This window comes from Streptomyces rubradiris (assembly GCF_016860525.1).
Classification (GTDB): domain Bacteria; phylum Actinomycetota; class Actinomycetes; order Streptomycetales; family Streptomycetaceae; genus Streptomyces; species Streptomyces rubradiris.
Genome location: NZ_BNEA01000007.1, coordinates 606,048 through 620,051 on the forward strand (window position 1 = coordinate 606,048; position 14,004 = coordinate 620,051).

Annotated in this window: 15 protein-coding genes and 2 pseudogenes; 8 read left to right on the forward strand and 9 right to left on the reverse strand. The window is 72.4% G+C overall.

What is annotated here, in order from left to right:
* Positions 1-12: 12 nt before the first annotated feature.
* The gene (locus Srubr_RS12020; protein WP_189991489.1) at positions 13-1,401 is read right to left on the reverse strand and encodes an NB-ARC domain-containing protein; all 1,389 of its coding nucleotides are present in this window, start codon (positions 1,399-1,401) and stop codon (positions 13-15) included.
* Positions 1,402-1,534: 133 nt separating this feature from the next.
* The gene (locus Srubr_RS12025; protein ID WP_189991492.1) at positions 1,535-2,134 is read right to left on the reverse strand and encodes a TetR/AcrR family transcriptional regulator; all 600 of its coding nucleotides are present in this window, start codon (positions 2,132-2,134) and stop codon (positions 1,535-1,537) included.
* A 148-nt stretch (positions 2,135-2,282) separates the two neighbouring features.
* Between Srubr_RS12025 and Srubr_RS12030 the strand changes: the two genes are divergently transcribed.
* The gene (locus Srubr_RS12030; RefSeq protein ID WP_189991493.1) at positions 2,283-2,429 is read left to right on the forward strand and encodes a hypothetical protein; all 147 of its coding nucleotides are present in this window, start codon (positions 2,283-2,285) and stop codon (positions 2,427-2,429) included.
* A 182-nt stretch (positions 2,430-2,611) separates the two neighbouring features.
* On the opposite strand, the gene Srubr_RS12035 is transcribed toward Srubr_RS12030, so the two are convergent.
* Positions 2,612-3,358 carry a phosphotransferase family protein gene (locus Srubr_RS12035; RefSeq protein ID WP_189991495.1) on the reverse strand — a complete coding sequence of 249 codons (747 nt, stop codon included), beginning with the start codon at positions 3,356-3,358 and terminating at the stop codon, positions 2,612-2,614.
* A gap of 666 nt (positions 3,359-4,024) precedes the next feature.
* On the opposite strand from Srubr_RS12035, the gene Srubr_RS12040 reads away from it, so the two are divergent.
* Positions 4,025-4,270: an SDR family oxidoreductase gene (locus Srubr_RS12040; RefSeq protein WP_268257561.1), complete on the forward strand. Its 246-nt coding sequence runs from the start codon at positions 4,025-4,027 to the stop codon at positions 4,268-4,270.
* A gap of 351 nt (positions 4,271-4,621) precedes the next feature.
* Here Srubr_RS12040 and Srubr_RS12045 read toward each other — a convergent pair whose 3' ends face one another.
* A complete protein-coding gene (locus Srubr_RS12045; RefSeq protein ID WP_189991499.1) occupies positions 4,622-5,851 on the reverse strand; it encodes a Cmx/CmrA family chloramphenicol efflux MFS transporter in 1,230 nt (409 codons plus the stop codon).
* Positions 5,852-5,992: 141 nt separating this feature from the next.
* Positions 5,993-6,202 (reverse strand): helix-turn-helix domain-containing protein, encoded by a 210-nt coding sequence (locus Srubr_RS12050; protein ID WP_189991501.1) that lies wholly within the window; start codon positions 6,200-6,202, stop codon positions 5,993-5,995.
* Positions 6,203-6,277: 75 nt separating this feature from the next.
* On the opposite strand from Srubr_RS12050, the gene Srubr_RS12055 reads away from it, so the two are divergent.
* The 3 genes from Srubr_RS12055 to Srubr_RS12065 all read left to right on the forward strand — a co-directional run bounded on the left by Srubr_RS12055 (position 6,278) and on the right by Srubr_RS12065 (position 8,169).
* A complete protein-coding gene (locus tag Srubr_RS12055; protein WP_268257562.1) occupies positions 6,278-7,066 on the forward strand; it encodes an alpha/beta hydrolase in 789 nt (262 codons plus the stop codon).
* A 63-nt stretch (positions 7,067-7,129) separates the two neighbouring features.
* On the forward strand, positions 7,130-7,540 hold the full coding sequence (locus Srubr_RS12060) for a RidA family protein (RefSeq protein WP_189991504.1): 411 nt from the start codon (positions 7,130-7,132) through the stop codon (positions 7,538-7,540).
* 50 nt (positions 7,541-7,590) lie between these two features.
* On the forward strand, positions 7,591-8,169 hold the full coding sequence (locus Srubr_RS12065; protein ID WP_189991506.1) for a TetR/AcrR family transcriptional regulator: 579 nt from the start codon (positions 7,591-7,593) through the stop codon (positions 8,167-8,169).
* 127 nt (positions 8,170-8,296) lie between these two features.
* Here Srubr_RS12065 and Srubr_RS12070 read toward each other — a convergent pair whose 3' ends face one another.
* Positions 8,297-9,190, reverse strand: a complete 894-nt coding sequence (locus tag Srubr_RS12070; protein ID WP_189991508.1) for an NADP-dependent oxidoreductase — start codon at positions 9,188-9,190, stop codon at positions 8,297-8,299.
* Between the two features lie 70 nt (positions 9,191-9,260).
* On the opposite strand from Srubr_RS12070, the gene Srubr_RS12075 reads away from it, so the two are divergent.
* Complete coding sequence (locus Srubr_RS12075; protein WP_189991510.1) at positions 9,261-9,869, forward strand: TetR/AcrR family transcriptional regulator; 609 nt, start codon at positions 9,261-9,263, stop codon at positions 9,867-9,869.
* Positions 9,870-10,087: 218 nt separating this feature from the next.
* On the opposite strand, the pseudogene Srubr_RS41950 reads toward Srubr_RS12075, so the two are convergent.
* Positions 10,088-10,537 (reverse strand): annotated as a pseudogene (locus Srubr_RS41950) (arylamine N-acetyltransferase); the annotation flags it as partial.
* Between the two features lie 24 nt (positions 10,538-10,561).
* Here Srubr_RS41950 and Srubr_RS12080 point away from each other — a divergent pair.
* Together Srubr_RS12080 and Srubr_RS12085 are read left to right on the forward strand one after the other, a co-directional pair.
* Positions 10,562-11,752, forward strand: coding sequence for an MFS transporter (locus Srubr_RS12080; RefSeq protein WP_189991512.1), 1,191 nt, complete (start codon positions 10,562-10,564; stop codon positions 11,750-11,752).
* Between the two features lie 129 nt (positions 11,753-11,881).
* Positions 11,882-12,460, forward strand: a complete 579-nt coding sequence (locus Srubr_RS12085) for a TetR/AcrR family transcriptional regulator (RefSeq protein ID WP_189991514.1) — start codon at positions 11,882-11,884, stop codon at positions 12,458-12,460.
* Between the two features lie 234 nt (positions 12,461-12,694).
* Here Srubr_RS12085 and Srubr_RS41955 read toward each other — a convergent pair.
* Together Srubr_RS41955 and Srubr_RS12095 are read right to left on the reverse strand one after the other, a co-directional pair.
* Positions 12,695-13,135, reverse strand: a pseudogene (locus Srubr_RS41955) (AfsR/SARP family transcriptional regulator); the annotation flags it as partial.
* A gap of 260 nt (positions 13,136-13,395) precedes the next feature.
* Positions 13,396-13,998, reverse strand: a complete 603-nt coding sequence (locus tag Srubr_RS12095; RefSeq protein WP_308439890.1) for a ScbR family autoregulator-binding transcription factor — start codon at positions 13,996-13,998, stop codon at positions 13,396-13,398.
* Positions 13,999-14,004 lie beyond the last annotated feature (6 nt).

Below are 14,004 nucleotides of genomic sequence, written 5' to 3' on the forward strand. Positions count from 1 at the left end.
GCCACGGGTCGGTCATGCCGCGAGGACGCCTGCGGTGCCGGCGGCCTCGGTGTGCGCCCGCACGCGGCGGAGGGCCTGGCGGATGGACGTCGCCGGCAGGTCGATGCCGAGGCGTTCCCCGGCGTAGGCGCGGACCAGCGCGGACATGCGGAACCGGCCGGGTTCGGTTTCCGTCAGCAGGTGGGCCGCGCACAGCGCGTCGAGGTGACTCCGTACGGCCTGTTCGCACTCCCCGGCGAGTGCCACGGCCACGGTGGTGTCCGTGCGGTCCAGCGGGTGGAGGGCCAGGAGTCGTAGCAACTTGCGGGCGTCTGGGCCCGTTTGGGCGTCGGATGCCGCGATCGCTCTGCGAACGCCCTCCTCCAGTGCGAGCGGGACGACCGTCTGGCGGTGGTAGTCGGCGAGGGTCCATCCGGTGTGCTGTCGCATGTGCCGGCCGATGAGGGTCAGGGCCAACGGGAGGTGTCCCAGATCGGCGGCGATCCGCTGAAGGGCGGCGGTGTCCGTGGCGAGGGGATCGGCTCCCGCCGTCCACCGCAGGAGTGCCACCGAGTCGTCGGGGGCCAGGGGGTCGACGGTGAGGCGGGTGGCGCCGGGCAGCGCGCGCATCGTGCGGCGGCTGGTGACCAGGGTCCGGCAGGCCGGGTCCCCGGGGAGCAGCGGGCGTACCTGCTCGGTGTCCGCCGCGTCGTCGAGAACCACCAACGCGCCGGTTCCGGCGAGGAGTTGCCGGTAGAGGGCGGCGCGGGCGGTGACGCCGTAGGGGATGCGGTCTCCGGTGACGCCGAGCAGCCGCAGGAAGGTCTCCAGCACGGCGGCGGGGTCGGCGGCCGGGCCGGTCGGCGCGAATCCGCGCAGACGGGCGAAGAGCACGGGTGCGCCGGCGGAGCTCCCGGCGGCGACGCGGCGGGCCACGTGCAGGGCCAGCGAGGTCTTGCCGACCCCGGCGGCGCCTTCCAGCACCACCACGCCCGGCCGCCCCCCGACCATGAGGGCGGCCTCGGCGGCGGACGCCGCCCGGGTCCGGCCGAGCAGCGGGGACGGCCCGGCGGGCAGCCGGTCGCAGGCGCGGACGCGGGCAGCCGCCTCGGCTTGCCCGAGGACCGTGCGCAGCGCCTGCCGCCACAGGGCGACGGTCGCCTCGTCACCGCCGGCGAGGGCCCGTACGACGGCCAGCAGCAGGTCGGGATTCGGCCGGCGGCGGCCCGGCAGGAAGCAGTTGCCGATGGTCGAGCGGGCCGGCCACTCGGTGCGCGGGCGGCCCGCGCGGCGCCAGTCCTGGTGCACGCGGCGGGTGATCTCGGTGATCGAGGGGCCGCCCGCCCATGCCTTCAGCAGCCGCAGCTCGCCGATGAACTCGTCCATCGTGCGGGCCTTGCCCGGATCCAGTACCTGCGGCACGACCATCCTCCCCCTGGGACACCTGGCCACGAACAATAACTTGGAACGACCGTTTCAAGTTAGGGGCCGGGGGAAGCGAACTGTCAAGCGGTGTCCGCTGATTGACTGTCCATGACCGGGCCGGGCGACCGGCTCAGGCGGTGGGTGCCCGTCCGATCGAGTCCAGCGCGGAGGTCACGGTCGCGCGCAGGGCGCGGGCGTCGGTTCCGACGCGGGAGCGCAGATTCACGCCGTAGGCGAGCAGGGCCAGCACGTCGGCGGTGGGCCCGGGGTCGACGCCCGGCGCCAGTTGTCCGCGCTCCTCGGCCGCGACGAGCGCAGCGCGCAGCGCGTCCCGCAGGTCCTCGTGGTGCCGTTCGAGCAGGGCGCGCACCGCGCGGTCGCCGTACTCGGCGCCGGCCTGGGCGTTGACGGCCATGCAGCCCCAGCCGGCGTACTCGCCCGAACACCGGGCCGCTATCAGGCCCTCGAAGAAGTCGGCGACTGCGGGCAGTCCACGGCCGTCCTCCGCCAGCCGGCGGTACTTGGGCCGGGAGCGCAGTTCCACGTAGCGCTTCAGCGCGGCGAGGTACAGCTCCCGCTTGCCGCCGAAAGTGGCGTACAGACTGGAGCGGTTCAGGCCGGTGGCGGTGACGATGTCCTGGATCCCGGTCGTGGCCATGCCCTGGCGCCAGAACAGCCGCAGCGCGGTGTCCAGAGCCGCGTCCGGGTCGAAGTGCTTGATGTCCGGCATGCCCCACCCGCCATCCTGGAATCCTGGTTCCAGGATACTTCCGGGGGCCGGGTGCAGCGAACGGACCCGTACCCGGGGGGACTTGGCACCGTCCAGGATCGTCCACGATGTGCCGTGCCGGCGCGGCTCGGGACACATTCTGCGGGGCATGTACCGCATACCCGCACTGTGGCCGGCGGCCTACGGGCCCCGGGTCCGCCCGCTTCCCCGCCTGCTCGCTCGTACGGCCGTCCGGCTGACCGACTTCGTCCGCGCACTCGCCGTCGCGGACCACCGCCCGTTCACCACGCTGTGAACATCCGGTGCCGCCGGGGCCGTTCGGACCCCTTGCAGCGGCTGACGACTCCTGATGAGACAAGGTTCCCGGATCTGGCGACGACTGCGCACCGCACTTCGTGGAGAGCGCGGGCAGGCGATACGCCCCTGGGGCTGGCGTGCTCGATGCGTCGCATACGTGACCGTCGGGCCCGCGCGGCCTCACATCCGGGATCTCAGCACGTCGACCTCACAGCCCGGCGCGAAGGGGTCGAAGCCGTGCTCGATGAGCCAGCGAACCGCCAGCAGACTTCGCAGCGACCACCACCCGTGGATCACCTTGAGGTCGATGCCGGTGCCGTAGCCGGCGATGAGGTCGTCGAGGTGCTCCTCGTGTCCGAGCGTGAAGGTGGCGAGGTCGTACAAGGCATCACCCCGGCCCGCCTCGGACCAGTCGATGATGCCCGTGACCTCGTCGCCGTCGACGAAGACGTGCGCGATCTGCAGGTCGCCGTGCGTGAACGCCGGAGTCCACGGCCGCAGCGCGGCCTCGGCGACCTGGCGGTTGCGGGTGACCAGGTCCGCGGGCAGGACGCCGTTCCTCACGAGCGACTCGCACTCGTGATCGAGTTCCGCCGCCAGCGCGACGGTGCTCCGGCCGGCCCGGCCCTGCCAGGACGGCAGCGGCGCGTCGTGCAGCTTCCGGATGGCGGCGCCCGTCGCGGCCCACGCCGCAGGCGACCCGGTCGACGGCCCGCCGAGGCGCCCCAGCGTCGTCCCCGGAACCGCTGCGATCGCGAGCACGGGGGGCTTGCGCCACAGGACCTCCGGGGTCGGGACCGGCGCCAGGGACATCGCCTCGACTTCGACGTCGATACGCGCCTGATCGGCGTCCACCTTCAGGAACACATCACCGACGCGCAGCGTCGCACGCTCGGAATGGGCGACGACGACTTCGACCTCATCCATGGGCCACCAGTATCCCGGGGGTGATCGTCGGCGTCGCCTGGTTTGTCGTTCAGGGACCTCGAACAGCTGCCCGGCCCAGGCCACCCGGAGTTCCCGGACACATTCGACCACGCCGCCGGAAGGTTGCGGCGCTGTCCACGCTCGGCTGCACACTGGTCCCGCGGCACCCGCATCATCGGGGCCGCACCGGCGTCAGACGTACTCCGCCCGGTAGCGGGCCACGATGCTCTGGGCCTTTGCGACACCGGCCGCGTGCTGGGGCGCCACGGGGGCGGGCATGTCCTCCGCGGCCGGGACGCCCAGTTCGATGAAGAAGCGTTCGAAGCCGGCGGGCGTAGTGGTCGCCGAACACCCAGCCTGCCGGTCCTGCCTTCGGCGGGATGTGGACGATGCCCTCGAATTCCTCGAAGCTCAAGGTTTTCCCTTCTCCGCGGGTGTACGCGTGCTCCCTCAGGTCCGCAGGGCGGCGGGCCCCGTCGGCATCACGTGTTCACGGGGTCTCGCGGCGGCCTTTCCCGCCTTCCCGGCGACCGGCGAGGCGGCTGACCGGCAGGGCGACGGTTCGCGCGCGCCGGCTCCGCCAGGTGCGAGAACCAGGTGAACACGTGATGGCGCGGGCGGCGGTTGCGCCCATCGTGGTGCGTGCGCTGCGCGCGCGACGTGCGCGTGCACGCAGGTAGCGACGATGGGATCAGGGTGAACACGCTCAGCCCGTCCTCGATGGACACTCCCATGTCGCTGTTGGAGAACGAGACGCCGGAGGAGCGCGTGGAGCGCGCCAAGGACATGTTCCCGCTCGGCCGGATCGGTTCCCTGGAGGAGGGCGCGGCGGCGGTGCTGTACCTCGCCTCGCCGGAGTCGGCCTTCGCCCTCGGCCACGACCTGGTGATCGACGGCGGCGTCACGGCCTGACCGTCACAGGGAAATTCCGGGCATGACCGTGCCCCGGTCCGTCGGCGGGGAAGGCAACGGGCCGGAGTTCGGCGCTCTTCGGATACGCCCGCTGTCAGCTCACGTGGCGTGGAGGACACGGGGCGTTGGGCGAGGAAGGGGCAGCGGCTTCAGAGCCTGGGGCTCCGGTTGCCGCGGGTTCCGAGGACCGCGGGGCCGAGCAGGGCCGTGGCTTCCCTGGCAGGGCCGTGGCTTCCCTGGCAGGGGGCGCGAGGGCCTGGGCCTCGGGCGCGACGGCCGGTCTCGGGCGCGTGAGCCGGGGGCCTTGGGCCGAGCGCCGGGGCGGTCGGGAGCCGGGGCCGCCGTTCCGGGTCACACGGGGGTTTCGGTCCGCTCCTGGTCCTGGTCCTGGCGCCTGCCGCCGCCCGCGACCACACTGCCCTTGACCGGGCCGGAGCGGTACTGGAGGTGTCCCGCCCACAGGGTCCCGAGGAGACCGGCGGCGGCGAGCCCGGCTCCCACCCAGGCCACCGAGGCGAAGCCGAACCCGGCGTTGATGGTCATGCCGCCGAGGGCCGGCGCGAGCGTGTTGCCGACGTTGAACGCGGAGGTGTTGGTGGCGCCGACCAGGGTCGGTGCGCCGGGCGCGACGACGAAGACCCGGGACTGCAGGATCGGGTTGGTGACGTACCCCGCCATGCCGAGGACGAAGACCAGGACGACGGTGACGACGGTGTTCTCCGCCAGGACGGCGAGCAGTGCCGAGGTCACGGCGAGGACGCCGGTGCCGAGCGCGAGCGTGCGGATCGGGTACGCCTCCGCGGTCCTGCCGCCGACGACCATGCCGAGCAGGCCGCCGACGCCGAACAGCGCCAGCAGGACGGGCACCCAGCCGTCGGCCAGTCCGGTGACGTCGGTGAGCAGGGAGGCGAGGTAGCTGAAGGTGACGATGACGGCGCCGAAGGAGAACGCCGTCACCGCGTACGAGAGCCACAGCTGCGGCCGGGCCATCGCCCGCAGTTCGGCGCGGACGGTACGCGTCTCCTCCGCGGACCCCCGCCCGCCGGGAATGGCGAACACCGAGCAGGCGAGGCTGACGAGGGTGAGCAGGGCCACGCCCCAGAAGGCCGCGCGCCATCCGGCGAACTGGCTGAGCACCGTGCCCGCGGGGACGCCGATGATGGTGGCGAGGGTGAGTCCGCCGGCGACGACCGCGACCGCCTTGCCCTTGGCGTTCGCCGGGACGAGGGCGACGGCGGTGGCCACGGCGACGCCCCAGAAGCCCGCGTAGGCGAGGGCGCTGATGACGCGCGTGACGAACAGGACTCCGTAGCCCGGGGCGAGAGCGCCGACGACGTGCGCGGCGATGAAAGCGGCCTGCAGGGCGACCAGGGCCGTGCGGCGGGGCCACTTGAGCGTGGCGACCGCGAGGAGCGGCGCCCCGACGACCATGCCTATGGCGAACGCCGAGATCAGCAGCCCGGCATCGGGGATGGAGACATCCAGGTCATCGGCCAGATTGGGGAGCAGCCCGGAGAGCATGAACTCCGATGTGCCTTGGGTGAAGATTCCCAAGCCGAGGATGTAGACGGCAAGGGGCATGGAATGCCTCCAAATGCGGGGATGCGGACCGGTGTTGCGTCCGGTCATGAGCGGAAGGGCGTCCTCGGGAGCGACGCTAGCACATTTCGGAGCGACTGCTTCAAAACCCGGGAGCGATGAGACGCGCCCCGAAGTAGCGGCTCAGTTGCGCCAGTTGCCGGGAGCGTTCAGCCACCACAGCAGCAGTGCCGTGTAGGCCCGCTGCCGCTGCGCGGGGTCGCTCAGCGACGTGCCCAGGGCACGCTCGGCCCGCGCCACCCGGTGGGCGACGGAACTGTGGCGCAGACACAGGAGTTCGGCCGCCTCCCGCAGCGACCGGGTGCGGCAGACGGTCTCCGGGGTGGCCAGCAATTGCGCCCCGTCCGGCTCGCTTCGAGACGGGCGAGCGCCGCGACGTCCGGGTGCGCGAGCGCCACGGCCCGGGGGATGTCGGCCAGAAGAGCTTCGGCCCCGAGCTCCGCCGCGTCCGCCGGCCGCGGTACACTCCCAAGACGGCCGGTCCGCACGGCGGCCTGCTGCTGGATCCACGGCGGCGGCTTCGTGATGGGCAGCCTGGAGACCGAGCACAGCCAGTGCGTGTGGTTCGCCTCGCGCGCGAACGTCGTCGTGGTGAGCGTCGAGTACCGGCTGGCATCCGAGAACCCCTTCCCCGCGGGCCCCGAGGACTGCTACGCCGCCTTGCGGTGGCTCGCCGACCACAGCGACGAGCTGGGGGTCGACCCCGCACGCCTGGGTGTCGCGGGCTGCAGCGCGGGCGGTGCCCTCGCCGCCTCCGTCGCCCTGATGGCACGCGACCGCAAGGGCCCCGGGCTCGCCCTCCAGTTGCTCACCTGCCCGGTGATCGACGACCGCATGGACACTCCGTCCGCGCGGAGCTTCCACGGCACCCCCGTCTGGTCCACGCCCCAGTCCGAGTCGATGTGGCGCCACTGCCTCGGCGAAGGGCGCGAGCGGCGCGAGACCTCGCCGTACGCGGCGCCGAACCGCGCCGACGACCTCAGCGGTCTTCCCGCCGCGCGCATCGTGACGGCCCAGTACGACCCGCTGCGCGACGAGGGAATCCGTTACGGCCTGCGGCTGATGGAGGCGGACGTCCCGGTCACGCTCCACCAGTGGGCCGGCGCCTTCCCCATCTTCGACCCCTTCGGCACCGAGTCCGGTCAGCGGTGGATCGACGAGCAAGTACTCGCCGTCCGGGAGGCGTTGGGCGGCTGACCGATCCGCCTAGACTCACCTTCCGTCAGCCGCCCCGCTTTCCTCGCTCCAAGGAGGAGTCCCATGTCCGACGCATCCGGTGCCCCGCAGCGCGTCCGCGTCACCGCCGATCCCGACTGGTACGCCCCCGCCGGGATCGCGCTCGGCATCCGCGTCGGGGACCTCGTGTTCACCTCGGGGCAGGGGCCGATCGACGAGCACGGCGCGACGGTCGGCAAGGGCGACTTCGAGGCCCAGGCCCGGCAGGCGCTGGCCAACCTCGCCCTCGTCCTGAAGAACGCCGGTTCCGGTCTCGACCAGGTCGTCAAGGCGACCGTGTTCGTCACCGACATCGCCCGGGACCAGGAGGCCTTCGCGCGGCTCAGGGCCGAGTACTTCGTCCCGCACACGTTCGCCGAGTCCTTCGTCCAGGTCGCCTCCCTCGCCGATCCCGACTGGCTGATCGAGATCGAGGCCGTCGCGGTGGCGGGATGATCCGCCCCCGGGTTTCCGTGCGCGCGCTCCAAAATACGTAGAATGCGGGTATGGCCAGGCCAAGGAAGTTCGACGAGACGCACGCCCTCACCGCCGCCATGGAAACCTTCTGGCGGCGGGGCTACGAGGCCACCTCGACCCGGAACCTCTCCGACTCGACCGGCCTCGGCCAGTCGAGCCTGTACAACACCTTCGGCGACAAGCGGGAGTTGTACCTGCGGTCCCTGCGCCACTACTACGAGACGCACACCGGCGATCAGACCGCGCTCCTCGACCGGCCCGGCCCGGTCCGGGAGCGGCTGCGGGACCTGATGGTCCGTGCCATCGACACCGACCTGGCGGATCCCGAGGCATCCGGGTGCTTCACCATCAACGCGTCGGTGGAGAAGGCAGATTCGGACGACGAGGTCCGCGAGGAGGTACGCCGGCACTTCGCCACGGTGGAGCAGGCGCTGGCCGAGACCATCGCGCGGGGGCAGCGTTCCGGGGAGATCTCCTCGGAACGGAGCGCCGGGGCGCTCGCCCGCCAGATCCTGGCCACGTACTACGGACTGCGCGTGCTCGCCCGCATCCAGAAGGACAGGGACGCCCTGCTCGGCATCGTGGAAGGCACCGTCTCCGCCCTCTGACCGGCCGCCCGCACCGGACCGCCCTCCCGGCGGGGGCACGCGGGCGGGAACTCACGTCGGCGCTCGGGAGGGGCTCTCGACCGCACGAAGGCCGCGGCGTCCGTTCGCGGACGGCGCCGGCCGGCCGTCAGACGACCAGGACGCGGCGCCCGCGCGTGTGACCGGTCTGGCTGTCGGTGTGCGCCGCCGCGGCCTCGGCGAGCGGGTACGACTTCTCGACCGGGATGCGGAGCCTGCCGAGCGTGAGGAGACGGACGGTCTCGGCGAGCGCGTCCGGGACGCTGCCGGCCACACCGGAGAACCGGACACCGAACTCCCGCGCGCCCGGGTCGGCGATGGTGACCACCTTTCGCGGATCCCCGGTCAGCTCGACGAGTTCGCGGAGCACGCCGGAGCCGGCCAGATCGAGAGCCGCGTCGACGCGGCCGAGCCGTCGCACCCGCTCGACCCAGCCCGCGCCGTACGTCGTGGCGCGGGCGCCCAGGTCGCGCAGGTAGTCCTGGTTGGCGGCCCCGGCCGTGCCGATCACCGTGATGCCCCGGTCGCGGGCGATCTGCAGCACCGCCGATCCGACTCCCCCGGACGCGCCGCTGACCAGCAGCGTCTGGCCGGTCCGGACACCCGTTTCGCCGATGACGCGCAGCGCGGTCTCCATCACGGAGGGGTATCCGGCCGCCTCCTCGAACGTCAGGCCCTCGGGCATCCGGGCCCAGGCCGACAGCACGGCGAACTCGGCGTAGGTGCTGGAGCCTTCGCCGAACACGTGGTCCCCGATCCCGACCCCTTCGACGCCCTCGCCGACCTCGTCCACCACCCCGGCGGCGTCGATCCCGAGCCCGGAAGGCAAGTCGATCGGCCGGGTCCCCTGAAACTGGCCTTCGCGGAGCCGCCAGTCGAAGGGGTTCACGCCCGCCGCCCGCACGGCGACGCGTATCCGGCCGGGGCCCGCGTGGGGCTCCTCGGCGTCCAGGAGGTGCAGAACGTCGGGACCGCCGAACTCGGCGAAGCTCACTTTCCTCATGACGGCGACCGTAACACTAACGGTTAGCTTTTTGGAACGGTTACACCTTCGAATTTGCTAGCGTTGCGCCATGACCGCGCCGACCGGACGCCGTGAACGCAAGAAGGCCGCGACCCGTCAGAAGATCGCCGAGGCCGCCCTGCGGCTCTTCCTGGAGCGCGGGTACGAGGCGGTGGGCATCCGTGACGTGGCCGCCGAGGCCGACGTGGCCGTGACCACGCTCTTCGCCCACTTCCCCTCGAAAGAGGCCCTGGTGTTCGACCAGGACCAGGACTTCGAGCGGCGCCTCGGCCAGGCGGTCACCGACCGGGCCGCGGGCGAGCCGCTCATCCCCGCACTGCGCCGCGAGGTCCAGGCCCTGGTGCGCCACTGCACGGGAGACGGCGCGGCCCCGATCTGGCGCATGATCGACGGGTCACGGACCTTGCTGGACTACGAGCAGTCGATGCGACTGCGCCACGCGGAATCGCTCGCGGCGGCCATCGCCGCCGATCTGGGACTGCCGTCGGCCACGACGGCGTGCCGGACCGTCGCCAGGTTCGTGATCGACGCCTACTCGCTGGCCCGGGAGGCGGCCGACCCGGAGGCCGCGCTGGACGAGATCTTCCGGATGATCGAGGCGGCCTGGGCCGTCGCCCGCCCCACCGGGGACGCCCCCGCCGGCCCGGCAGGGGCGTGAGCCCGAGGCATCCGCCGTGCCGGCAGCACCTCGTGCCGAGTGCGGCGGTGCCGTCTTACGGCGCGACCCCCTCCGTGCTCACCCGGCGGACGCAGGTCGCGCGCCGTGGGCCGGGGCAGGGGCACACCAGAATGCGCACGTCGGCCGGCCACCGCCGGTACGCCGGCGTGCGCCCGCGGTACCGCAAGTGCCTCCCGTGACGCGGGCTCCTCGGTCAGGACCCGCAGGGCCATGTGCCCCAGCGGCGGGGTGAAGCCGTTGTCCTCCATGTCCCGGGGGGCCAGGGGCGCGACGTCGAACCCGGGGCTGTGCGGCAACTCGTGGAAGGCGCCGTTGAGTTCGTAGCGGCCGCCGCCGCGGTTGCGGCCGCTGGTCTTTTCCAGGACGGGGCCGCCGAGGCCGATGGGCGGGCTGGGCCTGCCGTACGCGAAGTCGATGTTCTCGAACGGGACGCTGAGCACATACCGCCCGTACAGATGGGCCAGGGCCGGCACATCGGCACGTTCGGGGCGCATTCCCGCGGACGCGGGCGGATTCCTCATCACGTGCCCGCGGGATGTCCGGCGATTTTTTAGATCAGGTGAATCAAAAACCGTGTATCGTCCACTCCGTGGCCAACGTCCGTGCCACCCGCCCGACTTGAAAGGCTCCGCAATGCAGTCAGCCATGTGCTACCGGAAGGCGGTCCGCTGATGCCCGTCGCCGTCTTCGTCCTCGGCTTCGCGATCTTCTGTCTCAACACGACGGAGGTCATGGTGGCCGGGCTGCTCCCGTCCCTCTCGGACGGACTCGACGTGTCGATCACCGCCGCGGGCAACCTGGTCACCGTCTTCGCCCTCGGCATGGTCTTCGGCGGCCCGCTGCTGACGCTCCTGCTCATGCGGGCCCCCCGCAAGACGGCGATGGTCCTGATGATGGTGCTGTTCCTGGCGGGACAGACCATCGGTGCCCTGGCCACCGCCTACTGGACCATGGTGATCGCCCGCGTCGTCACGGCCCTGGCCACCGCGGCCTTCTTCGGGCTCGCCGCCTCGGTGTGCGCCAACCTGGTCCCCCCGGACCGGACCGGCCGCGCGCTGGCCATCGTCTTCGGCGGCTTCATGGTGGCCAACGTCTTCGGCCTGCCTCTCGCGACCTTCATCGACCAGCTCATGGGGTGGCGGGCCGCCTTCTGGGCCGTGGACGTCCTCGTCGCCCTGTGCCTGATACTCGTGCTGTTCACCATCAAGCGCGCCCCCGCCCCGCGCGGCCTGGACGTCCGGTCGGAGCTGGCGGTCTTCCGCAGCGGCCGGCTCTGGGGCGCCTTCACCACCAACGCCCTGCTGATCGGCGGGGTGTTCGCCACCTTCGCCTACCTGTCCCCGGTGCTGACCAAGGTGGCGGGCTTCACCGAGGGCATCGTCCCGCTGCTGTTCGTGCTGTACGGCGTGGGCACCGTCATCGGCAACATCGTCCTCGGGCGGCTGGCCGACGCGCACACGCTGCGCATCCTCTGGCTGGGCGGTGCCGTCCTGGCGGTGCTCCTGGGTCTGTACGCGCTCGTGGCGAGCGACCAAGTCCTCAGTCTGGTCGCACTGTTCCTGCTGGGCTTCACGGGGCTGCCGCTCAACCCGGCCATGGCCTCGCGCGTCATGAGCCTGTCCAACAGCGGCGCCCTGATCAACACCATGAACACGGCGGCCGTCTGCGCGGGCATCACCCTCGGCACCTGGCTGGCCGGAATGGGCGTCGACGCCTTCGGGTACCGCGCCCCGATGTGGGTCGGCGCGCTGCTCGCGCTCGGCGCTCTGGCCACCCTCCTGCTCGCGCGGATCACCGACCGGCGTCACGCGGAGCGCGGCCGCCCCGCCCCGGCGGACCTGGAATCCGCGGCGAGTGCCTGATCACGTACCGCCCACGGCGGCGGAGGGACCGGGCGACGACCCCGCGGACCTCCGCCGCGCCGGCCGTCGCGCGGCGGCCTTCTCCCGCGAGTTTTTGCCCGATCGATCCAATACGGCTAGGTTGCTTTCATGGGGAGGCCCAGGAAGTTCGACGAGACGCGCGCCCTCACCGCGGTCATGCACACCTTCTGGCAGCGCGGTTACGAGGCGACCTCCACCCGTGACCTGGCCGAATCCACCGGCATGGGCCTGTCGAGCCTGTCCAACGCCTTCGGCGACAAGCGCCGGCTGTACCTGCGCGCTCTGCGCCGCTACTACGAGACGAACACCGCCGTGCAGACAGAGCTGCTGCGACAGCCCGGCCCGGTCAAGGACCGCGTGCGCGCCCTGATGACGCAGGCGATCGACATCGACCTCGCGGACCCGCCCTCCTCGGGCTGCCTCATCATGAACGCCTCGATGGAACGGGCCAACACCGACCCCGAGGTGGCCCAGGAGGTGCGGCGCCACTTCACCACCGTGGAACAAGCGGTGTGCTCCGCACTCGCCGAAGGACAGCGCGACGGAGAGATCACCCGCGACCAGGACGCCGTCGCGCTGACCCATCACGTCCTGTCCACCTACTACGGCCTGCGCGTGCTCGCGCGCGTACAGCCCGACCGTACGGCCCTGATGAACGTGGTGGAGACCTTGCTGGCCAAGCTGTGACCCGCCGTGCCCCGGAGCGCGCCGGTCCGGGTGCCTGAACCGGAACCTGACGGACTGACCGTCGCGGCGTCGCCGCCCCCGGATCCGCCGGAAAGAGTCTTCCGGTGGCCTACGTCCTGGCCCCGCCGGTCCAGGTCCGCCTTCAGCCGGGCGTACGGCGGCGCGTCGGGGCAGTAGCGGGTGACGGGTGAGCGCCCGCGCCAGGTCGGCGCAGAGCTCGGGCCGGCGCCCGAGCCTGAGTTCCGCGTCGATCCACCGGTCCACGGCACGCTGCCGGGAGCGGGTGAGCCGGGCCGCGTGGGCCTGGAGCTGGGGTCCGTGGGGGACGCCGGAGAGCGGGGCGCCGGACCACAGGGCGAGGGCCTCGCGCAGCCGCCGGCCGGCCAGGCGCGGATCGCCCGCCTCCATGGCCCGGTACCCGGCGCCGGTCAGCCGCTCGAACGTCCTGAGGTCGCCGCAGCCACCGCCGGTGCCCAGCCGGTAGCCGCCGGGCGCCGAGGCCAGCACCTGCTCGGCCGGCCGTTCACTGCCCGCCGCTTGCGAGGCCGCGCCGATGACCGCGCGCAGCCGACCGATGTGGTGCTCCAGCGCGTCGTGGGCGCGGTCCGGCAGGCCCTGGGGCCAGAGTTCGTCGGCGAGGGCGTACGCCGGTACGGCGCGGTCGGCCGCCGCCATGAAGGGGCGAGCACCTGCCTGGTCGGCGCCTCGGCCGAGTAGACGGGTAACGGCCCCTCCCCCCTTTTTCTTCGACGGTCGCTGGTGATCATGACGGTTCCGCCTACGAACGGTCCGAGCCCCGGGTCCACCCCATCGCCCCCTCCGGTAGGTTGCCCGGACGTTCCGGTTCCCGAACCGTAGCCGGACGACGAGGACGAGGCGTCACGTGCCGGCGGGACCACTGTCCTCCCGCTCTTCAGCCGCCGTCCTCCCGCCCCTCACAAGGACGCCGCTCTGACCCGCTCCTCGCCGAACCGCACCTTCTTGGCCGCGCTGGGCACGGCGAGGGCGGGCAGCAGGCACCGCCACATCTCCTCGACGCGCGCGGGCAGGTCCCGGTACGAGGTCTTCGGCCGGGACTGGATCTGGGCGCCGGTGCAGGAGCTGACGATCAGCCGGGCACAGGCCTCGGTGTCCACGCCGGCCCGCAGTTCGCGGCGGCGCCGGGCCTGTTCGAGGTCCTCCAGCAGGAGGCCCGTCCACCGCCGGTGGGAGTTCACGTGCGGCTCGGTGAACAGCCGCTGCTCCAGCACCAGGCGCGCCCCGGCCTGGAGCACCGGGTTGCCGGGCAGTTCGTAGGCCCAGGCCAGCGTCAGGTCGACGGCGTGCTGCAGCCCTCGCGAGTCCAGCGGCGGGACCACCGGTTCCGGCTGACTGGTGAGGATCAGACGCGCCAGCTCTTCCTTCGACTTGAAGTGGAAGTACATCGCGCCCAGGGTCAGCCCGGCCCGCTCGGCGATCCGCGAGACGGTCGTACCGGCGAAGCCGTATTCCGCGAACGTCTCGGCCGCCGCGCGAACGAGGACGGCACGGGTGCGCACCGCCCT

Bases quoted from the DNA above. Each gene is read 5' to 3' on its own strand.
- Srubr_RS12025 (WP_189991492.1), bottom strand. From the start codon at position 2,134: ATGCCGGACATCAAGCACTTCGACCCGGACGCGGCTCTGGACACCGCG.
- Srubr_RS12030 (WP_189991493.1), top strand. From the start codon at position 2,283: ATGTACCGCATACCCGCACTGTGGCCGGCGGCCTACGGGCCCCGGGTC.
- Srubr_RS12035 (WP_189991495.1), bottom strand. From the start codon at position 3,358: ATGGATGAGGTCGAAGTCGTCGTCGCCCATTCCGAGCGTGCGACGCTG.
- Srubr_RS12045 (WP_189991499.1), bottom strand. From the start codon at position 5,851: ATGCCCCTTGCCGTCTACATCCTCGGCTTGGGAATCTTCACCCAAGGC.
- Srubr_RS12055 (WP_268257562.1), top strand. From the start codon at position 6,278: ATGTCGGCCAGAAGAGCTTCGGCCCCGAGCTCCGCCGCGTCCGCCGGC.
- Srubr_RS12060 (WP_189991504.1), top strand. From the start codon at position 7,130: ATGTCCGACGCATCCGGTGCCCCGCAGCGCGTCCGCGTCACCGCCGAT.
- Srubr_RS12065 (WP_189991506.1), top strand. From the start codon at position 7,591: ATGGCCAGGCCAAGGAAGTTCGACGAGACGCACGCCCTCACCGCCGCC.
- Srubr_RS12070 (WP_189991508.1), bottom strand. From the start codon at position 9,190: ATGAGGAAAGTGAGCTTCGCCGAGTTCGGCGGTCCCGACGTTCTGCAC.
- Srubr_RS12075 (WP_189991510.1), top strand. From the start codon at position 9,261: ATGACCGCGCCGACCGGACGCCGTGAACGCAAGAAGGCCGCGACCCGT.
- Srubr_RS12080 (WP_189991512.1), top strand. From the start codon at position 10,562: ATGCCCGTCGCCGTCTTCGTCCTCGGCTTCGCGATCTTCTGTCTCAAC.
- Srubr_RS12085 (WP_189991514.1), top strand. From the start codon at position 11,882: ATGGGGAGGCCCAGGAAGTTCGACGAGACGCGCGCCCTCACCGCGGTC.